Genomic DNA, 22655 nt, shown 5'->3' with positions numbered 1-22655 from the left:
TTTCATCTGCTAACGGACCAATAAGCGCTATTTTTTGCCCTTCTTTTTTTAGTGGTAAGAGATTGGTTTCATTTTTTAATAACACAATAGATTTTTTTGCCATGTCTAAAACCGCTTCATGATGCGCTTTAATACCTATTGTTTCTTCTTCATTTTTTTCGTTGCAATATTTATAAGGATCATCAAATAAGCCTAATTGAAATTTCACTTTTAATATTCTACCTGCAGCATCATTTATAATGTCTTCATTTACAATTCCTTCTCTCACTAATTGTGCTAATTCATTGACATAGGCATATCCTTCCATATCCATGTCTGAACCTGCCTCTGCGGCAATTTTAGCAGCCTCTTTTTTATTTTTAGCTCTTCCCCAAAATATAAGTTCGTTTATGGAGGCCCAATCAGAAACAACGAATCCATCGAAATTCCATTTATTTTTTAGAATATTACGTTGTAAATAACTACTAGCTGTAACAGGTTCATTATTTAAACTATTAAAAGAATTCATAAATGTTTTCACACCACTTTCTGCAGCAGCTTTAAAAGGAGGAAGAACAATATTATGTAAAGTAGATGTTCCTATATCTACTGCGTTATACTCTTTACCTGCCTCAGCAAATCCATATGCAGCAAAATGTTTTGCGCACGCAGCAATTGTATTAGCGTCACTTAAATTATCTCCTTGAAACCCTTTAACTCTAGCTCTAGCTATTTGGCTACCTAAAAAAGGATCTTCTCCAGCACCTTCCATTACGCGTCCCCATCGTGGATCTCTAGATATATCTACCATTGGTGCAAATGTCCAATTAATCCCAGCAGAAGAAGCTTCAGTTGCAGCAATTCTAGCAGATTTTTCTATAGCTTCTAAATCCCAACTTGCAGCTTCAGCTAACGGAATAGGACTTAAGGTTTTATAACCATGAATAACATCAAAACCAATAATAAGTGGTATTCCAAGCCTGGACTCTTCAACAACTATTTGTTGTACTTTTTTCACATTTTTTACACCTCGTACATTCAGCATACCACCAACAAGTCCTTTCCTAAGATGTTCATATTTAATCTTTTGATTTCCCTCTTCTGGTGTTGGCCCTGTTACCTCCCAAAAACCACCATAAAGGTTCATTTGACCTACTTTTTCTTCAATAGTCATTATTGCCAATAGTGAATCTACCTTGTGGTCAATAGCACTAATTTCTTTTATAGAAGAATAGCTTTTAGTACTATTTGAGCAAGAAAAAGCTATTAACGAAAGTACCAAAAGAGGTACGGACTTAAAACATTTATAAGTCATAGAAGGTTTGTTGGTTAAAATATAAAAATACAATTTTATCAGTTGATCAATATCATTAATTACAACCCTTTGGGTATGGCATTAATTAATTTTCTGGTGTACTCTTTTTTAGGGGAATTATAAATACTATCTGCATCTCCAATTTCTTCAATTTTCCCTTTATTCATTACCAATAATTGATCTGCCATATATTTTACAACGGCTAAGTCGTGCGAGATAAATATATATGTAAAGCCAAATTGCGTTTTCAAATCATTTAATAGATTTAGAACTTGAGCCTGTACAGAAATATCGAGTGCCGAAACGGATTCATCGCAAACAATTAGTTGAGGTTCTAGCGCTATAGTTCTGGCAATGCCTACACGTTGCCTTTGGCCACCAGAAAATTCGTGAGGATAACGATTAAAAGCAGATGCTTCTAAACCAACTTTTTCGAGAATGTCTAATACTTTTGCCTTTCTTTCTTTAACGGTCTTACCAATATGATGAACAGTCATGGGTTCTAAAATAGCATTACCAATAGTCATTCTGGGATTAAGCGATGCAAAGGGATCTTGAAAAATGATTTGTATATCTTTTCTTAATTTTCGCAATTCTTGTTTTGAAAGATCCATAATACTCTTTCCTTTATATTTAATATCACCTGAAGTTGCTTTGTCTAATTGAAGAATGGCATTTCCAAGTGTAGATTTACCACAACCAGATTCACCAACGAGACCTAAAGTTTCACCAGGATATACCTTAAAGTTGACGCCATTAACAGCTTTAAAACTTCGATCTTTCCCAAACCATGATGATTTAGAAATGTATTCCTTTTCTACGTCTATAACTTCTAATAATGGGTCTCGATTGTATAAAAGTTCATGCTGTGTTTTACGATCTTCATTAGAAATGACTTTTTTATCTATAGTATCTGACATAAAATCTGAAATAGTAGGCAGTGCTTTTAATCTGTATTTCGTTGAAGGTCTTGCACCAATTAAAGCTTTCGTATAATTATGTTTTGGACGCAGAAACACAGTGGTCGTAATTTCCTGTTCTACTATTTCACCCTTATACATCACTAATACCTTGTCTGCAATCTCGGAGACTAAAGATAAATCATGCGATATAAACAGAATACTCATTTGAGTTTCTTTCTGAATATCTCTTAGCAATTCTAAAATTTCCTTTTGTACAGTTACATCTAAAGCTGTAGTTGGCTCATCCGCAATAAGTAATTTAGGTTGACATGCAATTGCCATTGCAATCATTACGCGCTGTTTTTGTCCACCGGAAATTTCATGAGGATAAGATTTAAAAATTCGAGCAGGATTGGGTAGTTTAACTTTTTCAAATAAGCTTAAAACTTCATCTTTTATGTTATTATCAGATAATTGAGAATGTTGTTTTAGTATTTCTATAACTTGCTTCCCACATCTCATTGATGGATTTAAAGAACTCATAGGTTCTTGAAATATCATCGCAATATCTTTACCTCTAATTGATTCATAGTCTTTGCTTGAATATTCAACCAAATTCTTATTATCAAATAAGATTTCTCCAGATGTAATTTTTGAAATATTCTTAGGTAATAATCCCATTAATGCCAAAGAAGATATGGACTTACCAGAGCCAGACTCACCAACAACAGCAACTATTTCATTAGGCATAATGGAAAAGGAAATAGATTTAATTATTGCGCTTTCAGAGCCATCCTTAAAAAAGGCAATATTTAAATTTTTTACTTCTATTAAGTTGGTTTTAGGCATAAGTAAAAGTAGTTATTTTATATTCAAAAAATAATAACACTACAATAAAAGGAGTAACGTAAAAAACTCAATTTTCTAATAATGCACGTAAAATCTTATTTTCAATTACGGTTTTTCCACATATTTTTATGCTTTTTTAAATTTTACGTTAATAAGATTTCTTTACTGTTAAAGAATAGTTAATTCAAACAAGGAAAAGCTATTAATAAATTTATAACCCTCAACATTATGAAAGGAAAATTATTATTGCTCATTGTAGCAATGACTGCATCTTTTGCGTGGTCTCAAAGTAAAGTTTGGCAAAATCAGAATTCAATTACCAATACGGTTTTAAAAGAAAATCACCAACCATTAAAATCATATCAAACATTTAGTTTGAATCATGACGTTCTAAGGCAAGCATTAAACGGTGTTGTGCAACGGAATGACTTTTCGATGACGTCTAATACTATTTTAAGCTTTCCGAACTCTGAAGGTAAACTACAACGCTTCGCTATAAAAGAAGCTTCTGTAATGCATTCAGAGTTGCAAGCACGTTTTCCTGAAATCAGGTCGTATGTTGGCCAGGGTGTAGATGACGCTTCTTCAGTATTACGATTTAGTTTATCACCTGAAGGATTTAGCGGTATGATATTGTCACCTAATGGTATGAATACATTTATTGAACCAGCAGCACAAAATTCAAATAGTTATGTGGTGTTTAATCGAAGTAATAGAATTAACAACAACAACGATTTTGAATGTACTGTATCAGAACAAATCAATCAAACTATAAATTCAACGTCTACGTTGAGAAATGCAGATGATTCAATTCTTAGAACATATCGTTTAGCAGTTTCTGCAACTGGAGAATATACGCAGTATCACGGCGGAACAAAAGCTTAGGCATTAGCGGCTATTAATACGACAATGACTAGAGTAAATGGCATCTTTGAAGTTGATTTTAATGTTACAATGATATTAATTGCTAATACAGACGATGTTATTTATACTAATACATCTTCAGATCCATACGGTAATACTACAAGTGGTTATAATTCACAACTACAAAATACATTAACATCAGTTATAGGCGAAGCAAATTATGATGTCGGACATTTATTTGCAAACCTCCAAAATAATGGAAACGCTGGTTGTATTGGTTGTGTTTGTGTTAATAATCAAAAAGGAAGTGGATGGACTTCAGCAACAAATCCTGTTGGTGATTTTTTTGATGTAGATTATGTGGCTCATGTGTTAGGTCATCAGTTTGGAGCCAACCATACGTGGACGTTTGGAGGAAATGAAGGAACCAACGTTCAGGTAGAACCAGGAAGTGGAACTACTATTATGAGCTATGCTGGTATTACAGGGTCAACAGATGTTGAACCTAATGTAACTCCTAATTTCCATGCCGTATCAATAGAGCAAGTTACAGATTACATTAAAACTACAAGTTGTCAAACCAATACAAATACAGGTAATTCGGTTCCGGTTGTAAATGCAGGACCTAATTATACCATACCAAGAGGAACACCATTTATTTTAGAAGGCTCTGCAACTGATGCTGATGCTGGTGATGTACTAAGCTATGTTTGGGAGCAAATAGATGAAAATAATGCCTCAACAACCTTACCTAGCACAACAGCAACCTCTGGTGTTGCATTTAGATCTTATGAACCAAATACTAATCCAGACCGCTATTTTCCAAGATTGCAAACTATAAAAGCAGGAACTTCGACTTGGATTACAAACGCAGTTACAGGAATTTCTTCAAATCTCACAGGCTTAACTGCAGTAACGAAATATGAAGCGCAAGTTAGAAGTAAATGCTCTGGTGGTACAAATTCTGCATACAGTAGTTCTGTAACATTTACAACAACAGATGTGCAATTAAACTATTGTAATTCTGCGAGTACCAATGTAAATGATGAATTTATTAGTCGTGTACAATTAAACACAATAGACAATAGCTCTGGTGCACAATTCTATTCTGATTTTACAGGTATATCTACTACACTAATAAAAGACACCCGATATACAATTACCATTACACCAACGTGGACAGGAACTATATATAATGAGGCTTACGGTGTATGGATAGATTATAACAGAGATGGTGATTTTACAGATGCAGGAGAACAGGTTTATACTCAGGGAAATATGCAAGCAACTTCGGTGAGCGGAAGTTTTACAATACCAGCAAGTGCTGTTGAAAATTCTACACGAATGAGAGTGACAATGCGTTATAAACAAGTGCCAGGACCTTGCGATAATTTCACTTATGGTGAGGTTGAAGACTACACAATCATTATTGAAGGTAATGGACCAGACACTGAAGCTCCTGTAATTACATTAAATGGATTATCTACTTTAGATCTGTTAGTTGGTGATACATATACAGAATTAGGAGCAACAGCTACAGATAATGTTGATGGAAATTTAACGTCTAGTATTGTAGTTGGTGGCGATACGGTAAATACTTCTATACCTGGTGTTTATGTAGTCACTTATAATGTTAGTGATGCCACAGGAAATGCAGCAACTGAAGTTACAAGAACTGTGACTGTAACAGCAGATACTACGGCTCCAGTAATTACTTTAATTGGTGCTTCAACCATTAACTTAGAACAAGGGGATTCATATTCAGATCAGGGAGCAACGGCTACTGATGATATTGATGGTAATCTTACTTCCAGTATAGTGGTTGGTGGAGATACAGTTAATACAAGTATTGTTGGTTCATATGAAATCACATACAATGTAAGTGATAATGCTGGTAATGCAGCAACTGAGGTTATACGAACGGTTAATGTAAATCAAGATTCAACAATACCAATTATTACTTTAATAGGAGCTTCATCTATAAACCTTAATATTGGTGATAGTTATGTTGAACAAGGAGCAACGGCTTTTGATAATTTTGACGGAGATATATCTTCGAACATAGTAATAACTGGAACAGTCAACACAGCTTCTGCAGGAACATATTTTGTGAATTATAACGTGAGTGACGCGGCAGGTAATACAGCAGCAACAGTTACGCGAACGATAACCGTTCTTGAAGACACTACACCTCCTGTAATTTCATTAATTGGACCATCGAGACTTAATTTAATCACTGGAGATACTTATACAGACCAAGGAGCAACAGCTACTGATAATATTGATGTTAATTTAACAAGTAGTATCGTTGTTGTAAATACTGTAAATACGAGTGTCGCTGGTAATTACTCCGTAACTTATAATGTCAGTGATGCTGCTGGCAATGCAGCCACAGAAGTAGTTAGAACGGTAAATGTGTCCGATCCTACAACCGGGTGCTCTGGAGGAATTTCAACCTTCCCTTATTCGGAAGGATTTGAGAATACTCTTGGTGGATGGTCACAATCTACAGCAGATGATATTAATTGGACAGTTGATGCCAACGGTACACCATCAAATGGGACTGGTCCATCTAGTGCTATTCAAGGATCATTCTACATTTATGTTGAAGCTTCAGGAAATAATACAGGCTACCCAAATAAGAGAGCTATAATTAATTCACCTTGTTTTGATTTGTCTTCTGCGACAGATGCAAATTTCAATTTTAATTAATCAATATGGTTCAAACAATATGGGAACTCTTAATTTGGAAGCGAGTAATGATGATGGAGCAAGTTGGGTGAGTTTGTGGAGTAGTTCAGGTAACCTTGGTAATTCATGGCAATCTCAAAATGTTAGTTTATTGGCATATGTAGGAGGAAGTGTTCAACTTCGTTTTAATAAATTAACTGGTGGTACATGGCAGGCAGATATTGCAATAGACAATATTAATTTAACTACAACCAGCTCAGCTAAGGACGAAGTAGATGTAGCATCTACTCACGGTAATGATATTAAACTTTATCCAAATCCTGTAGAAGGACAATTACTTAATGTAAAAACTCAATTCACAAATGTTAGTTTTGAGGTTTATAATATAATAGGTCAGATGGTGTTTAAAGGAAAATTGAAAAATGATAGTATTGATGTTAGCGACCTTTAGTCAGGTGTGTATCAAGTTAGATTCACTACTAATACTAATACGATAATGAAACGTTTTATAAAGAAATAACACCATTAATTAAACAACCAAAAAATAAAAAACCCGGAAGATATCTTCTGGGTTTTTTTATAGATGCTTTATCTCATTTTTATGAAGTAGTTCATCTCCTCTAAGTCGCAAAAAAATCTGCGCAACAGCAATAGTATCTTTTTCGCAGTACGTAATAATACGGTCAATATTGTTGTCTTCATAATAGACACTATAGACTTCGCTGCCATCAATATCATCTTTAGGTGATGGAATACCTAAGACATTAGTTAATAGTTTTAAAGAGGTATAAGTTTTATAATCTCCAAATTTCCATAACTCTAATGTATCTAAATGCGGAACCTCCCAAGGTTTTTTACCAAAAAGGTTGAGTTTATAAGGTAATTCAATATTATGGATTATCATACGTCTTGCGATATAAGGAAAGTCGAATTCTTTACCATTATGAGCGCACAATAAATGCTTATTTTGACTAAAATGAGAGATAACGAGATTTTTAAATTCTTTTAGAATTTTAATTTCTTCACCATAAAAGGAAGTAACTCTAAAATTTCTGATATCACCTTCCATTTTAAAATAACCAACAGAAATACAGATTATTTTACCAAATTCTGCCCAAATACCAGCGCGATCGTAAAATTCTTCTGCTGAGAATTCTTCTTTTCGTTGATACCTAGATTTAGTACTCCAAAGCTCTTGTTTCGTTTTATCTAAATCCGAAAATTTTTCTGTTTCAGGAACGGTTTCTATATCTAGGAATAGAATGTTTTCTAGGTTGAGTTTTTTAATCATACTAATTTTAGTAATTCCGAATTAGTTTAAATCAAATATAATAATTTCATATACAATTGAATACGGTTTTAAATCACCTTGGTGGTTTTTGTTAAATAGCGTACGTAAATCAAAACAATTATAGGAACTATAATCATCCCCATAGAAAAATTTAAGAATGCTGTCCAACCAGACAATTCAACTTCTCCTTGTGAGGTGTAAACCAAATCTCCTAACGGACCGTTTGAAAAAATAGTGTTATAAGTGAAATTCCAGCCTAGGTGAAATCCAAAAGAAAGCATTAAGGATTTGGTTCTATAAAAAGCTAATGCCCAAGCATAACCCATTATTCCCGTGCCTAAAAACACCACTAGCATTGCCATTGGATTGCCAAAAACTCCAAAAGAGAACCAATGATACACTCCAAAAGCTATTGCAGAGAATAGGATTGCAAATTTCGGGTTTAACTTTTTGATAAGAATATATAGTAATGCCCCTCTGAAAACGAGTTCTTCTGTTAAAACCGATCTGAAGTCCCACCAGAAGGGTTCTATGAGAAGCAGGATTGAAAATTTGTTATTAAGTATAAAATTCGATTCTTTAAGTACACTTTCAAAATATTGAACGATAATACATAGTAGAGCCGTAATACCAAAACCAATAAAAAATTGCTTTAAACGCTTAAAAATGGGGAGAAACCCGAGAACTAAAAGAGATTCTTTTTCAATAAAATAGAGTAATAACCACGATAAGGCAAGTATTATTAAAACACCAATCATAAATTACTCCAGTTTAAAACTTTTCTAGCATCTCATAAGCCTCATTAATGAAGGTATAGAAATCTGGTGAGTGTGAATCGCCACCTGATTTTGTGATACTATGACCAAGTCGAACCACAATGAGTTCGTCCTCCGGAATGACGATGACCAACTGTCCTAAATGGCCACGCATATAAAAAATCTCTTTATCGGCGTAGTTAGCTAACCACCACCCATAACCGTAAATCTGACCATCATCAAAACGTGGTTTTACAGATTTAGCGACAAAAGTTGAATCTAAAATTTGTTTGTTGTTCCACTTGCCGTGATCTTTAAACAACTTACCATAACGTGCAAAATCTTTTGCGTTACTTGCAATGCAGCAATAAGCTTTTACTAAGTCATGATCTTCACTATCGACCTGCCACAGTGTTGAATTCTCAGAGCCTAGAGGTTTCCAGAAGCTTTCCTCTAAGTAATCATATAGTTTTTTACCTGTAGCTTTTTCAATAACCATAGCTAACATTTGGGTGTCGCCACTGGCATATTTAAAGCTTTGTCCAGGTTCGTCTACAACTTTTAAGCTGTTCATTACCTTAGCTAAATCATCGTCAAAATACGCACGTGTGGTAATGGATAGTGGTGAGTAATAGGCTTCATCCCAATTGGTGCCAGAGCTCATACTGCTTAAATCTCTAACCGTCATTTTTGAGGCTTTGCCTTCGCAGAATGCTGGAAGGAAGTCACAAACGGGTTGATTTAAGTTTTTAATATAGCCTTGTTGAATCGCCATTTGCATCAAACCAGACACATAACTTTTTGCCATTGAAAAACTATTGGATTTCGAATCCTCACCAAAACCATCATAATAATTTTCGAACCAAATGCTGTCATTTTTAATAATCACGTAAGCAATGGTTCCTGAGGACTCGTTGAGTTTTTTGAGTCTTTCTGTTTCTTGAACCGTATTGTAGTTTGCATGATTTGGCCAAGGTTGCGGATTGTTACTGGCTTCAACCACACGGTTATCAAATTCCTTATAATCTTCTAGAAAAGCAGTGGTATGACCTTTCATATAAATTGTTCTTACAGCTTTGAGAAGATAATCTGTGTCTGTGATGTATAAAATGGCGATTATTAATCCAAAAAAGATGACTAAAAATTTGAGAAGTTTTTTAAGGAATTTCATAAAAATGATTTAAAATTTAAATATAGTAAAAGTGAATTTAAAATAGCGATTGTTGTTTGTATTCACTTTCGTGATTGAGAAGCCATTTTTTTCGCTGTAGTCCGCCAGCATAACCAGTTAAACTGCCATCACTACCAATAATTCTGTGGCAGGGCACAATAATCCAAAGCGGATTTTTACCATTGGCAATTGCTACTGCTCTGATAGCTTTTATGTCACCTAGTTGTTTAGATAGTTCTAAATATGAAACTGTTTTACCGTATGATATAGTTTGTAATTGTTTCCAAACTTTTTTCTGAAACACAGTACCTTCTGGATTTAATTTTAAACCGAGAGTGTTACGTTCGTTTTTAAAATAAGCTTTGAGTTGTGTAACGCAATCTAAAAGTGATTCAGGAATAACTTCTGATAATTCTTCTTTAGTATCTAATATTGAAACCGATGAAATACCATTATCATCTCCAACTATTTTGGCATGTCCAAGAGGAGTTTCAATAAAACAGAATGGCATTAGTCTTTGTTTTCTGAATTTTCATTTTCAATGATACCCAAGCGTTTCGCTCTGCTTTCCCAACTTTTTCTAGCGAGAAGTTGTAAATCAGAAACGTTATCACTTTCGTCCATAATTTCTAGACCAAGCAATGTTTCAATAACATCTTCCATAGTTACCAAACCACTTACTGAGCCATACTCATCCACAACTAAAGCCAAATGATTTCTGCTCTCAACTAATTGTTCGAATAATGTTGGAATGGGTAAATTTCTATTTACAATAATGATATTTCTTTTAATTTCAGAGATAGTTTTAGACCCATTGCCAAGAGCCATTTCCTTAAATACTTCAGCTTTTAAAACTAAGCCGGTTATATTATCTGCATCATCTGTATAAACAGGAATTCGAGAAAAACGAATATTAGAATTAGCTTTAAAAAATGCTTCAACCGTCATGCTTTCGTTCTCAGTTTTCATTACGGTACGTGGAGTCATTACATCTTTTGCTTGTACTTCTTTAAAGTTGAGTAAATTTTTAATGACTTTACTTTCATTTTCTTCAAAGACACCTTCTTCGTGTGCTATCTCTGTCATGGCGACAAAGCCTTCTCTACTTAAAATACTTCCATGGCCTTTACCACCAATTAATTTTGTAGTGAGTTGAAGTAACCATAAAATACCTGTCCATTTTAGTGGAAAAATTAAGACCTTTAGTGCCTTTGATGTGAAATTCGCCAATTGTTTCCAGAAGGTTGCGCCAATCGTTTTTGGAATAATTTCAGATGCTACCAGAATTAAAATTGTCATAACTGTAGATACCACACCTACCATTAAATCTTCTGTAAACTCTATACCAAAAAAAGATCTTTTAGCTGTTCCATATAGTTCTGCATAAGCCACTTTGGCCTGTACACCAACTAATATTGCACCAACAGTGTGTGCAATTGTATTAAGTGTTAGAATTGCAATGAGAGGCCTGTCTACATCTTTTTTAAGTTCCTCTAGTTCAGTAGCGTAAGCTTTGCCTTCTTTCTTTTTTACATTGATAAACGTTGGTGTAATACTGAGTAAAACTGCCTCAAGAATAGAGCATAAAAATGAAAAGAAAATTGATATAACAGCGTAAAAAATGAGTAAGCCCATTAATGCATAAAAGTTTAGTTAGTGCGAAGTTACGAAATCAATTTAACAACATCCTTAGCAAAATAGGAAGCAATAATATTTGCACCTGCACGCTTTATTGAAGTGACTTGTTCTAGCATTACCGAATCATGATCTAACCATCCTTTTTCAGCCGCGGCTTTTAGCATAGCATATTCACCAGAAACCTGATAAACAGCAACCGGAATATCAAAATTATTTCTAATATCGCGCACAATATCTAAATAGCACAAGCCTGGTTTTACCATTACAATATCGGCACCCTCATTAATATCCATTTCAGTTTCTTTTATGGCTTCAGCTCTATTGGCGAAATCCATTTGATAGGTTTTTTTGTTTTTAGGTACATCAACCATATCTACAGGAGCGGAATCTAAGGCATCTCTGAAGGGTCCATAAAAAGCAGAGGCATATTTAGCCGAGTAACTCATAATTCCAACGTCAATGAGGTTAGATTGATCCAAAGCTTCACGAATACCTAAAATACGACCATCCATCATATCACTTGGAGCTACAAAGTTGGCTCCTGCTTCTGCGTGAGATATGCTCATTTCGGCTAATACTTCAACTGTAGCGTCATTAATAATTTTGCCACTTTCTACAATACCATCGTGCCCATAAGACGAAAAAGGATCTAAAGCTACATCTGTCATGACTAACATATCAGGACAAACATCCTTAACAGTTTTAATGGCACGTTGCATTAATCCATTTGGGTTCAAAGCTTCTGTTCCTTTATTATCCTTTAAGGCATCATCAACTTTCACGAATAATAAAACCGATTTTAAACCTAAGCTCCACAATGTTTTTATTTCGTCTTTTAATAGATCTAGACTGAAACGATAGTAATTGGGCATTGATGCAATTTCTTCTTTAATGCCTTTGCCTTCAACTATGAATAAAGGAACTAAAAAGTCGTTGGGTGATATTATGGTTTCTCTCACCAAACTTCTTATAGCTTCGTTAGTTCTTAGTCTTCTATTTCTTCTTATTGGAAACATAACTATATCCAGTTTTTAGGTTTTTTTAATACTTTAAGTAATCGTTCTTCTTCACTTCCTTTTTCAGGATGGTGGTCATAAACCCATTGTACATGTGGTGGTAAACTCATGAGAATACTTTCAATTCTTCCATTAGTTTTTAAGCCAAATAAAGTGCCTTTATCATGTACTAAATTGAATTCTACATAACGACCTCGACGAATTTCTTGCCAGTCGCGTTGCTCTTGAGTGTATGGTAAATCTTTTCGTTTTTCTACAATTGGTTTGTAAGCTTCAAGGAAACTATCTCCAACTTCGGTGACAAAATCATACCAGTTTCGCATGCTCATCTCTTCTGAAGCTTTACAGTAGTCAAAGAATAATCCACCTAATCCACGCGCTTCATTTCTATGCGAATTATAGAAATACTCATCGCATCTGGCTTTATATTTAAGGTAGAATTCTGGATTATGTTTATCACATGCTGTTTTACAGACTTGGTGAAAATGTTTGGCGTCCTCATCAAATAAATAATATGGAGTTAAATCTTGTCCGCCTCCAAACCACTGATCTACAATATTGCCGTCTTGGTCATACATTTCAAAATAGCGCCAATTGGCATGTACTGTAGGTACCATTGGGTTTTTGGGATGTAGGACCAAACTTAAACCACAAGCAAAAAAATCAGCGTCTTTTACACCGAAATACTTTTGCATACTGTCTGGTAATTTACCATGTACGCCAGAAAGATTGACTCCGCCTTTTTCAAAAACATTTCCGTTTTCGATAACACGTGTTCTGCCACCACCACCTTCTGGTCGTTTCCAAATATCTTCTTGAAAAGCGGCTTTACCATCAATGGCTTCTAGGTTAGAAGTGATGGTGTTTTGCAGTTGATGTATGTATTTGAAAAATTTATCTTTCAAATCTTAGCTTTTATAAAGTTCGTATAATTCCATATCTAACGATTTTTCTCCTAGAGGAGTAAAACCATTTTTTAATGTTTTTTGCCATTCAAAATTATTTTTGGTAGCAATACTTACACTACTCAAATTATCTTTATGTGTAATAATTTGAAGTGTTTCTAAACCCAAAATTTCAAATGCATACTGCGTTAAAGTATAAATAGCTTTAGAAGTGAGTCCTTTGCCTTCAAAAGTGTAACCTATGCAATATGCAAATTCACCTTGCTTTTTGTCCCAATCGAGCTCTTTAATATAAATTAATCCTACGAGTTCCCTGGTTTCAGAATGCTTTAGTGTGAAAAGAAATTCTTCTCTTTTATTAAATTGTTTCACTTTAATCTCAACAAACAACTGTGATAGTGTAGGATTTAAGTTCTGTTCTAAGGTTTTAGGAAAGTAACGTTTGAATCTCTCTGCATTTGCTATCATTAAATCACATACTTTCCAGGCATCACCTTCATGTATAGGATTGATTTCAAATGTATCAAACTGAGCTATCATTAGACTACTACATTATTTTGATGAAGCATATTGTCATCCTTTAAAAGCTTCACAGTATTCAAAGACGAGGCGGTTACACTCATTGGTAAAACTAAAATGACACCAATAACAGGAATAAATAAAAAGAGTATAAATACAATGCCGTTTCCAATGGCAATACCTCTATATTTTCTCACAAATTGAATACTTTCTCTGTATTTAAAGTGACGTTCTAATGTATAATCCATATTACCAAAACCAGCGTAATACGCCTGAATTAAAAACAGCAAGACTGTTGAGAATATATTAACTACTGGAATAAATTTCAACAGTAAAATCGGAATTGTAATCAAAAGTTCTTTACCTAAATTCCGTATATTTATTCTAATACCTCTCCACAATTGATTTTTAAAAGATGTTTTTCTATGCTTGTGTTTTTCTATTCCTGTTAAGTGCGCTTCAATTTTTTCTGAAACCGGACTCATGAACGGAGCAGACAAAGCCATGATAATATGCTTATATAAGATTAAACCAATCGCAAGAACAACGATGCCGCCAATAAATGTAGAAATAGAGGTAAAGGTTACTTTTCCCCAATCCCATGGCCATATATTAGCAATAAAACGACCAATATTATCGGATAAACCATAAGCAGATAACCCAATAATTAGTGCTGTGAAAACACTAATAGCAATTGGGACTGCGAAATATTTCCAAAGTTTGAGTTTGGAAATGAGTTCAAATGTTCCTGTATATGCTTTTATGCCTTTTAATATGTTGTTTATCATATTATTGTTTTCTTTTGGTTACAACCTAAAAGACGCTAAAAAGTGTTTTAAGTTACACCGAAGAATTATGCTTTATACTCTTTAACAGCATCAATAAATGCTTTTGCATTATCTAATGGAATATTTGGTAAAATTCCATGACCTAAATTTACAATGTATTTGTCTTTCCCAAACTCATTAATCATTTGATGAACCATCTTTTTAATTTCAGATGGAGGAGAGAATAAACGTGTAGGATCAAAATTACCTTGAAGAGTAATATTACCACCTGTTAAATAGCGTGCATTTCTGGCAGAACATGTCCAATCAATCCCTAATGCAGCAGCATTTGATTTTGCCATTTCTCCTAGTGCAAACCAACACCCTTTTCCAAATGCTATTACTGGAGCATCGTTTTTTAAAGCTTCAATAATTTGATTTATATATTGCCAAGAAAATTCTTGATAATCTACAGGTGATAGCATGCCTCCCCAAGAATCAAAAATTTGAACGGCATCACAACCAGCAGCAACTTTTGCTTTTAAGTATGCTATAGTTGTGTCTGTTATTTTTTGTAATAATTGATGTGCCGCAATCGGATTTGTAAAACAAAATTCCTTAGCCTTATCAAAATTCTTACTACCTTGACCTTGAGCACAATAACAAAGAATGGTCCATGGAGAACCTGCAAATCCTATTAAAGGAATCTCGTTATTTAATAATTCCTTTGTTGCTTTTATAGCCTGCATTACATAATTAAGTTCCACATGAACATCTGGAACAATAACATTATCTACATCTTTTTGAGTACGCACAGGATTTGGTAAATATGGACCAAAATTAGGTTTCATTTCTACCTCAATATTCATAGCCTGTGGTATTACCAAGATATCTGAAAATAGTATCGCAGCATCCATACCATAGCGTCTAATAGGTTGTACGGTAATTTCGCTTGCCAATTCTGGTGTGCGACAACGCGTAAAAAAATCGTACTTAGCTTTGATCTCCATAAACTCCGGAAGGTAACGACCAGCTTGTCGCATCATCCAAACCGGTGGACGTTCTACAGTTTCTCCTTTTAATGCTCTTAAGTATAAATCGTTTTTTATCATTTTGTTATACGTAGTGTTCATTTACTAATTCTATAACACTTTCTACCGTGGGTACTTTAGCAATCCGCACATCTTCAAAATACTGTTTAGCCACTTTCGCAGTAGTTTCTCCTATACAAAAAGCAATTCCAGTAGCTTTATTTTGTTTTAAGAAGCTCTCGACTGTAGATGGACTATAAAACATAACACCATCTAAATTATGATCAACTTTATCTGAGTCAAACTTTGTTTGATAGGCTTCTACTTCGTTCACCGTAATATTATTTTCAGTCAAAATATCAGGCAAATCATCTAGTCGTAAATCACTACAGAAATAGGTGACTTCGGTGCCATCGATATAATCAACTAAATATTTAGCTAACTTTTTGGCGTTGGCTTCAGTATGTTTCACTTTGCCAATACGTTTTTCTACCATGCGTTTGGTACGTCTTCCAACACAGTAGATGTTTTTGAATTGTAATTCTGGTGCTGAGAAGTTAGTCAATAAAGCTTCAACGGTGTTTTTACTCGTAATAATTACATTCTCAATTTCATTACGAACCAGAGTTCTAGGAATGCGATTAAGGCTAATTTTTATAGCATCGTTACTTTCTGCAACCACATCATTATGAAATAATAGTCTTTGGTCGTCAGTTAGTTTTTTAGTTGAGTAGATATTCGTGACTTTGTCACCACGTTGTAATTCATCAATTAAGGTTTTTCCACCTTTTTCAATAATATAGTCTGCAGCAAGCTTTGCCAACTCGTCCTTCTGGTCTAAAGCCACAACTTTAGTGTATTCTATTTTTTTAGTACCATCTTTACTCAAAAGAACACCTTTAAAGTTAACTTCTTCGTCTTTATTAATATAGCAAATAGCTCCTATAGGTGCCGTACAACCGCCTTCGAGGCGATTTAGAAATTCGCGCTCAATTGTTGTGCAAATTTCAGAAATTTCGTCATTGATTTCTGAACAAATTGCTCTGGTTTCTTCGTCAGCTTCTAAGGCTGTAATCATGATGGCGCCTTGTGCAGGCGCAGGAATCATCCAATGTAGGTTAATAGAATTTTCAGGTGTTATTCCTAATCGACCTAAACCTGCTCCAGCAAAAATAGCGGCATTCCAGTCTTCATTAACTTCAAGTTTTTCAAGTCTAGAATTAACATTACCTCTTAAACCAACAATGGTGTGTGTTGGGTAACGGTTTAACCATTGTGCGCGACGCCTTAAACTGCCTGTGGCAATAACAGCATCTCTAGTTGATAGAAATTCTTCGTTTTTTTTATAAACTAATGTGTCATTAATATTTCCTCGCTTTAAAACTGCTGCTTGAACAATGCCTTTGGGTAACACAGTAGGTACATCTTTAAGTGAATGTACAGCAATGTCAATATCTTCATTGAGCATTGCTATATCTAAGGTTTTAGTAAAAATGCCAGTAATGCCTAGTTCATATAAAGGTTTATCAAGCACTAAATCTCCTGTTGATTTTACAGGAACTAGAACGGTTTTATGACCCAAGTGTTCAAGTTGAGATTGAACTGTTTTTGCTTGCCACATGGCAAGCTGGCTATCTCGTGTGCCAATGCGAATGATTTTAGACATTGTCTGAAGTTTCTAACTGAAATATTTTTTTGATGAGTTCTATACTCTCATCAGACGAATTACTGTCTTCTCTAAGGTGATGCGCAAATTGATTGGTAATTTTCTGAATGAGATTATTGGTAATCAATTCGGCCTGGTCTTCATTAAAATCAGATAATTTTTTACGTTGTGTACTAAATTCTGAATTTTTGAAATCTGTGAGTTTGTGTTTTATAGCCTGAATTGTTGGCACAAACTTTAAAGTATCTAACCAAGCGTTAAATTCTGACATTACATCTGTAATAATCGCTTCAGCTGCAGGAATAAAAGCTTTACGCTTTTCTAAAGTATCATCTGTGATTTTTGCCAAATCGTCTAAATGAACTAATGTAATATTTGAGTGTTCTCTAATATCTTCATTCACATTTTTAGGAATCGATAAATCTAGAACTAAAAGTGGTTTTTCTGTGGATATTAAGGACTTATAGACTGTTGGATTTTGAGCTCCAGTAGCAACGATAAGAATGTCAGAAGCGTTTACTTCTTCTTCTAAATTTTCATAATCTTTAACGATGAGATTAAATTTACCAGCAACTTCCTCTGCTTTTGTTTTCGTTCTGTTAATTAATGTGATGTGTGAATTCTTGGTATGTTTTACTAAGTTTTCACAGGTGTTTCTTCCAATTTTCCCTGTTCCGAAGAGTAAAATGTTTTTATCTGAAATTTGCGCTACATTGTTCATAATGTATTGCACCGACGCAAATGATACTGAAGTTGCTCCAGATGATAATTCGGTTTCATTTTTAATACGTTTACTGGCTTGTATGACAGCATTCACCAAACGCTCTGTAAAGGAATTAAGTAAACCGACTTTTTTCGAAGCTCTTGCACCAAATTTAAGCTGACTAATGATTTCAAAGTCACCTAGAATTTGAGAATCTAGTCCAGAGCCAACTCTAAACATATGCTTAATGGCTTCTTTGTTTTTATGAATATAAGCTACTTCTTGAAATTCTTCGACCGTACCTTTAGTGTTTTCACACAGCAAGTGGATTAATTGATAAGGATGCTCAGCAAAACCATAGAGTTCTGTTCGATTGCAAGTAGAAATCAACAAAACACTTTCAATACCATTTTGTTTGGCTTGGTTTAGAATAGTCGTTTTTGCAGTATCGCTTAAACTAAAATGACCACGTACTTCTGCATCAGCTTTTTTGTAGCTGAGACCGATGGCGTAAAAATATGTGCTTTTGTGTTGTTGCATTCGCTCGTTTACCTGACTCGGAAATTAACAATGCAAATGTAATTTTGTTAATAATAAAAAAATAACGCTAGAAGAACTTTAAATGTCGTTTGTGGTTTTTTAGGATTCTTTTTAATAAAAATATGATTTTTGTCATATTTTTACAGTAAAATCAAGGGTTGTTTGACCTTTTATTTGGAACGAATCTAAATAAGAAGAAAATGAAATTAGAGAATTCAACTTCAAAAAGTATCGCTAGAGGTACTTTTGATGAAACTTATATTGAAGATGGCTTTTTTGTATTGACTTACAAAAACGAGACGAATTCGGTACAAATTATTGAACGTGAGATTGATAGTAGTTTTATTCAGTTTCACTTTTGTACTAAAGGTGCTGCAGATTTTGTATTTAATCAAGGCACATACACCTTAAAAATAAATGCAGACACGTCATTATTACTTTATAATCCACAACGCGATTTACCCATTCATTTAGAGATGCAAGCACATTCCTGGTTGGTATCTTTAGTTATTTCTATAAAAAAGTTTCATGGTTTGTTTTCTAAAGATGCTAACTATGTCACCTTCTTAACTGATGAGAACAAAGACAAAAAATATTATACAGATGGAAAAATAAGTCCTTCTATGGCTGTGGTTTTAAATCAGCTTTTAAGTTTTAGTTTAAACTCTTCCATAAAACCATTATATTTTAAAGGAAAGTCTTATGAACTCCTAAGTTTATTTTTTAATAGAAGTGAAGATGCTAATGTAGAACAATGTCCATTTTTAGTTGATGAGGTTAATGTTGGCAAGCTTAAAAAAGCAAAGGATATTATTATCGCAAATATGGCTGAACCACCAACATTACAAGAATTGTCTGAAACTATTGGATTAAGTTTGAAAAAGCTTAAAGAAGGCTTTAAGCAAATATACGGTGCTACCGTTTATGGCTTTCTACTAGACTATAAAATGGAAGTAGCACGTAAACTATTAGAATCTGGCGACTATAATGTTAATGAGGTTGGATTAAAAGTAGGTTACAGTACCGCGAGTCACTTCATAGCAGCATTTAAAAAGAAATTTGGAACGACGCCTAAAAAATATATTCAGGCGTCGAGTTGAGTCTAGTAATCATAATACCCACCACCACGACCAGATGACGTAACACGTTTACGGTCTTTATATATGGCTAGATTAATGATGTCTTCGTATTGTTCTTCAAGTTCTTTTGTTTCATCTACAACAGTACCGTAATTTTCAGATTTGTTATAGTAATCTACCACGAGTTCATTTGGGTTTTTTGGCTTGATGAATGAGATATAATGTAATACCTCAGACTTACCAGAATATTCATTTTCTTTATCAATCTTAAAGAAGTACATAACCGCATTTTTTCCTTTATCAGTTAAAAAATCACGTTTTAAAAGAAAACTTACCGAATCTTTTTCTTTTTCATATCTAGCATTTGACAACAATTTGGATTTGGCAAATTGTTGCTGATTTATACCTATAGATTTTAACTTTTTTAAGAGTTTAGCTTCATGCAATTCCTCTAAAAGTAAGTATTGATTTTCTTCATCTTCAAGAATCTTTTCTTTTAACTTATCCGGTATTGCTTCTTTGTATTTTGTTAATAATACATAGTATTTTACAAGTGCTGCATTATCGTCTACATTGAGCAGTTTCTCAAAGAAATCTTGTGCAGAACGCTCTTTGCGATATGGGAAAATTAAATTAACATAGGTTGACAAATCATCTGAGTACGAATTATAACCGTAATTGTTGTTTCCTAAATTTCGTTTTACTTCAATTTTACCATCATTAATAAGTTGGTTCTTATATTTAGAATAGCTTTTTTGTTTAATCAATCCGCTGTCTTTCACTCTAGCCAAAAGGTCGTACAATGGCTGTTTATATTCGTTAATAGCACTGTACTGCAGAATTTTAGGGAATAAAGTTGCTTTAAGTTCTAAAGAATCTTTCCCAAAGTAATTATAGAAAATACTACCTACTCCTCCCAGAGGAATATCACGCTCCATTAGATCTAAAGCTAAGCTATATGAGTCTTTCTTATTAGAGTCAATTAGACCTTCTAAAATAGCCGTTTGCGTTTGAGGATCTGAGTAACTATCAAAGTACAATTGCTTTATAAAACCGAGATTATTTTTTAGATCTATCTCAATTAATTTACCAACCAGATGAGATTTAATATCCAATCGTTCTTTTTCAAATTCAAAGTCTTTTAAAACAGATACAATATCCTTGGCATTATGTTTCTTAAACTTAATAAGGTTATAAGACTCTAAAACAAGACTATCATTCTCTTTTAATGCTTCAAAAAATTGATTGGTTTTGTCTTTTAAAACACTTTTACCCATTAAGGTATCAATTGGAGTAAATGTATCATAGAATTCTGTTACAAATTTTGATGGACCACTTATAGAATCAATTAAGGTATACAATTCAAAAAGCACACCTTTCTTTAGTATGTTTTTTACCATAACCTGCTTAGCACTTGCCGAATCTGTATATGTCAAACTGTAAGAATAGATACTGTCTTTGAAAGTTTTAGAGCGATTAGAAACATTAAACTTTTTCTTTGGAGTATAATAAGGACTAGTAAAATTAATTTTATTGTCAATATCCTTCCAAAGACTGTCTATGTTATGAAACATCTGTAGATCATGGTACTTTTTTCTAGATACCATAATCTGTTCATTTGCTTTGGTAGAATATAAGGTTTCCTTAGTTTTTTCTTGATAGTCTTTGTCTTCTGATCCATCGTTATAACTATAATTATACCCATTAGGCATTGGTGATTTACCATTAGTTATTACAGAGAAATGTAAAGAGGTATCTATAACTTTTTCAAATCCTTCATAAGAGATTTTATTGAATTTAAACGACTTAAAAAAGTCTGACTTTGCCGCATCTTCCTTTCCAACATATCCTAATAAATAGTAACTACCATCTTTTACAATCGTTTTAAGATGTAAGTTCTTATTTGTGGTAGAGTCTAACACAGCATAAGATTCGTAACTTTTATATTTGCTAGATGCAAATTTGCCTTGTGCTTCTGTGAGCTTGTAGTTTTTATAAATCGCCTGATGAAAATATTTTGCTTCAAAACTATCTTCTTCAATATACGAGACGTCTTGAAGTGCTGCTTCCTGTAAAAAATAATAAGCATCATCCGTATAACCTTGTAATAGCTTTTTACCACTATTTTCCATGTTATTTGTAACGTAATAATCTGGAAAATTGACTTCAAACTTGTTGTTTGGTGCGGTATAACGTTTAATGTCGGTTGAAGGTGTTTTTAGTTTTATAGAATTAAAAACCGAAGCTTCATGAGTAAGCACAAAATCACTTCTACCGGCATATTTTATAATAATAATTTCTAATGGTGTTTGATAGATATGGTCTTTTTGAAACTCACCTTTCTTTGTTTTGTTTAGAATGCTTATGCCAGGATATGGTTCTGTTAGTTCTTCCTTTTTTAAAATATCGCCAGGAATGTCTTCATAGAGCAGATTGTCAATATCTTTTAATGTGATATTATCTTTTTCGTTAGGTAAGTAAATAAATCTGCTAATTCTATTAATGGTGATATAAGCTCCATTGGTCATGTCTGGATCTAAATAGTAATTCTGTCCTCCATATGCAAATTCTCGTAATGTATCGTAGGTATTTAGGCTTAAAAACCCATCAGGTGTACTGTTCATTTTAACCTGTGGAGGAACAAATAAACTATCTAGTTTAGTCTTCTCTTTTTTGCTGTACTCGGTTTGATCAGAGGTAAGCGCTTCTACCTTATAACCGCTCTCACGTAGCATATTAATCATACCTTTATTTCCAGGTAAATGAGCGGCACCAACACCAGCAAAAACTGATTTTTGAGGCATTAATTTTACGAGAGAATTGACCATGTTTTCGTTTCTTATGTATAACATATTCTCCCTGTAGAATTCAGTATTCACACCTGCGCCTATTGAATCTAAAAGATCTAAATTTCTATCTCTGTATAAATTCTCTTGAATAAGGTATGGATTTTCTTTGGCAAACAACTTTTGTA

Annotated in this window: 18 protein-coding genes and 1 pseudogene; 4 read left to right on the top strand and 15 right to left on the bottom strand. The window is 33.8% G+C overall.

The features are described from left to right. On the bottom strand, positions 1–1294 hold a 1294-nt coding region (locus ACTG3Y_RS10160; RefSeq protein ID WP_439152811.1), incomplete at its 3' end, for a glycoside hydrolase family 3 protein. A gap of 59 nt (positions 1295–1353) precedes the next feature. Beyond that, on the bottom strand, positions 1354–3045 hold the full coding sequence (locus tag ACTG3Y_RS10155; RefSeq protein ID WP_439152810.1) for an ABC transporter ATP-binding protein: 1692 nt from the start codon (positions 3043–3045) through the stop codon (positions 1354–1356). Positions 3046–3273: 228 nt separating this feature from the next. Between ACTG3Y_RS10155 and ACTG3Y_RS10150 the strand changes: the two genes are divergently transcribed. The 3 genes and pseudogenes from ACTG3Y_RS10150 to ACTG3Y_RS10140 all read left to right on the top strand — a co-directional run bounded on the left by ACTG3Y_RS10150 (position 3274) and on the right by ACTG3Y_RS10140 (position 7120). Beyond that, the gene (locus tag ACTG3Y_RS10150; protein WP_439152809.1) at positions 3274–3930 is read left to right on the top strand and encodes a hypothetical protein; all 657 of its coding nucleotides are present in this window, start codon (positions 3274–3276) and stop codon (positions 3928–3930) included. A gap of 12 nt (positions 3931–3942) precedes the next feature. Beyond that, positions 3943–6621, top strand: coding sequence for an immunoglobulin-like domain-containing protein (locus tag ACTG3Y_RS10145; protein WP_439152813.1), 2679 nt, complete (start codon positions 3943–3945; stop codon positions 6619–6621). Beyond that, a pseudogene (locus ACTG3Y_RS10140) lies at positions 6599–7120 on the top strand (T9SS type A sorting domain-containing protein). Before ACTG3Y_RS10145 ends, ACTG3Y_RS10140 begins: the two are co-directional and overlap by 23 nt. A gap of 57 nt (positions 7121–7177) precedes the next feature. Here ACTG3Y_RS10140 and ACTG3Y_RS10135 read toward each other — a convergent pair. From ACTG3Y_RS10135 to hemA, 12 genes are all read right to left on the bottom strand, one after another. Beyond that, complete coding sequence (locus ACTG3Y_RS10135) at positions 7178–7891, bottom strand: 3'-5' exonuclease (RefSeq protein WP_439152808.1); 714 nt, start codon at positions 7889–7891, stop codon at positions 7178–7180. A 68-nt stretch (positions 7892–7959) separates the two neighbouring features. After that, positions 7960–8649: a CPBP family intramembrane glutamic endopeptidase gene (locus ACTG3Y_RS10130; RefSeq protein WP_439152807.1), complete on the bottom strand. Its 690-nt coding sequence runs from the start codon at positions 8647–8649 to the stop codon at positions 7960–7962. A 13-nt stretch (positions 8650–8662) separates the two neighbouring features. Beyond that, the gene (locus ACTG3Y_RS10125; protein WP_439152806.1) at positions 8663–9817 is read right to left on the bottom strand and encodes a serine hydrolase domain-containing protein; all 1155 of its coding nucleotides are present in this window, start codon (positions 9815–9817) and stop codon (positions 8663–8665) included. A gap of 37 nt (positions 9818–9854) precedes the next feature. Beyond that, positions 9855–10328, bottom strand: coding sequence for a methylated-DNA--[protein]-cysteine S-methyltransferase (locus tag ACTG3Y_RS10120; RefSeq protein ID WP_439152805.1), 474 nt, complete (start codon positions 10326–10328; stop codon positions 9855–9857). After that, the gene (locus ACTG3Y_RS10115) at positions 10328–11452 is read right to left on the bottom strand and encodes a CNNM domain-containing protein (RefSeq protein WP_439152804.1); all 1125 of its coding nucleotides are present in this window, start codon (positions 11450–11452) and stop codon (positions 10328–10330) included. The genes ACTG3Y_RS10120 and ACTG3Y_RS10115 overlap by 1 nt, the downstream gene beginning before the upstream one ends. A gap of 29 nt (positions 11453–11481) precedes the next feature. After that, positions 11482–12471, bottom strand: coding sequence for a porphobilinogen synthase (gene hemB, locus ACTG3Y_RS10110; protein WP_439152803.1), 990 nt, complete (start codon positions 12469–12471; stop codon positions 11482–11484). A 2-nt stretch (positions 12472–12473) separates the two neighbouring features. Then, positions 12474–13376, bottom strand: coding sequence for an oxygen-dependent coproporphyrinogen oxidase (gene hemF / locus ACTG3Y_RS10105; RefSeq protein WP_439152802.1), 903 nt, complete (start codon positions 13374–13376; stop codon positions 12474–12476). Between the two features lie 3 nt (positions 13377–13379). Continuing rightward, complete coding sequence (locus ACTG3Y_RS10100) at positions 13380–13916, bottom strand: GNAT family N-acetyltransferase (RefSeq protein WP_439152801.1); 537 nt, start codon at positions 13914–13916, stop codon at positions 13380–13382. Then, a complete protein-coding gene (locus tag ACTG3Y_RS10095; RefSeq protein WP_439152800.1) occupies positions 13916–14683 on the bottom strand; it encodes an EI24 domain-containing protein in 768 nt (255 codons plus the stop codon). The genes ACTG3Y_RS10100 and ACTG3Y_RS10095 overlap by 1 nt, the downstream gene beginning before the upstream one ends. 65 nt (positions 14684–14748) lie before the next feature. Continuing rightward, positions 14749–15774: a uroporphyrinogen decarboxylase gene (gene hemE / locus ACTG3Y_RS10090; protein ID WP_439152812.1), complete on the bottom strand. Its 1026-nt coding sequence runs from the start codon at positions 15772–15774 to the stop codon at positions 14749–14751. A 4-nt stretch (positions 15775–15778) separates the two neighbouring features. After that, entirely contained in the window at positions 15779–17359 is a 1581-nt protein-coding gene (gene hemC / locus ACTG3Y_RS10085; protein WP_439152799.1) for a hydroxymethylbilane synthase, read from the bottom strand. After that, on the bottom strand, positions 17352–18602 hold the full coding sequence (gene hemA / locus ACTG3Y_RS10080; protein WP_439152798.1) for a glutamyl-tRNA reductase: 1251 nt from the start codon (positions 18600–18602) through the stop codon (positions 17352–17354). The genes hemC and hemA overlap by 8 nt, the downstream gene beginning before the upstream one ends. A gap of 200 nt (positions 18603–18802) precedes the next feature. Between hemA and ACTG3Y_RS10075 the strand changes: the two genes are divergently transcribed. Then, positions 18803–19702 carry a helix-turn-helix transcriptional regulator gene (locus ACTG3Y_RS10075; protein ID WP_439152797.1) on the top strand — a complete coding sequence of 300 codons (900 nt, stop codon included), beginning with the start codon at positions 18803–18805 and terminating at the stop codon, positions 19700–19702. Between the two features lie 2 nt (positions 19703–19704). Here ACTG3Y_RS10075 and ACTG3Y_RS10070 read toward each other — a convergent pair. Beyond that, positions 19705–22655 (bottom strand): TraB/GumN family protein (locus ACTG3Y_RS10070; protein ID WP_439152796.1); only part of this gene is annotated, 2951 nt, incomplete at its 5' end.

The organism is Winogradskyella sp. (assembly GCF_965656915.1).
In the GTDB taxonomy this organism is placed as follows: domain Bacteria; phylum Bacteroidota; class Bacteroidia; order Flavobacteriales; family Flavobacteriaceae; genus Winogradskyella.
The sequence above is the reverse complement of the archived record's forward strand: the minus strand, read 5'-3'. Positions and strand labels throughout refer to the sequence as shown.

Bases quoted from the DNA above. Each gene is read 5' to 3' on its own strand.
- ACTG3Y_RS10155 (WP_439152810.1), bottom strand. From the start codon at position 3,045: ATGCCTAAAACCAACTTAATAGAAGTAAAAAATTTAAATATTGCCTTT.
- ACTG3Y_RS10150 (WP_439152809.1), top strand. From the start codon at position 3,274: ATGAAAGGAAAATTATTATTGCTCATTGTAGCAATGACTGCATCTTTT.
- ACTG3Y_RS10135 (WP_439152808.1), bottom strand. From the start codon at position 7,891: ATGATTAAAAAACTCAACCTAGAAAACATTCTATTCCTAGATATAGAA.
- ACTG3Y_RS10130 (WP_439152807.1), bottom strand. From the start codon at position 8,649: ATGATTGGTGTTTTAATAATACTTGCCTTATCGTGGTTATTACTCTAT.
- ACTG3Y_RS10125 (WP_439152806.1), bottom strand. From the start codon at position 9,817: ATGAAATTCCTTAAAAAACTTCTCAAATTTTTAGTCATCTTTTTTGGA.
- ACTG3Y_RS10120 (WP_439152805.1), bottom strand. From the start codon at position 10,328: ATGCCATTCTGTTTTATTGAAACTCCTCTTGGACATGCCAAAATAGTT.
- ACTG3Y_RS10115 (WP_439152804.1), bottom strand. From the start codon at position 11,452: ATGGGCTTACTCATTTTTTACGCTGTTATATCAATTTTCTTTTCATTT.
- hemB (WP_439152803.1), bottom strand. From the start codon at position 12,471: ATGTTTCCAATAAGAAGAAATAGAAGACTAAGAACTAACGAAGCTATA.
- ACTG3Y_RS10100 (WP_439152801.1), bottom strand. From the start codon at position 13,916: ATGATAGCTCAGTTTGATACATTTGAAATCAATCCTATACATGAAGGT.
- ACTG3Y_RS10095 (WP_439152800.1), bottom strand. From the start codon at position 14,683: ATGATAAACAACATATTAAAAGGCATAAAAGCATATACAGGAACATTT.
- hemE (WP_439152812.1), bottom strand. From the start codon at position 15,774: ATGATAAAAAACGATTTATACTTAAGAGCATTAAAAGGAGAAACTGTA.
- hemC (WP_439152799.1), bottom strand. From the start codon at position 17,359: ATGTCTAAAATCATTCGCATTGGCACACGAGATAGCCAGCTTGCCATG.
- hemA (WP_439152798.1), bottom strand. From the start codon at position 18,602: ATGCAACAACACAAAAGCACATATTTTTACGCCATCGGTCTCAGCTAC.
- ACTG3Y_RS10075 (WP_439152797.1), top strand. From the start codon at position 18,803: ATGAAATTAGAGAATTCAACTTCAAAAAGTATCGCTAGAGGTACTTTT.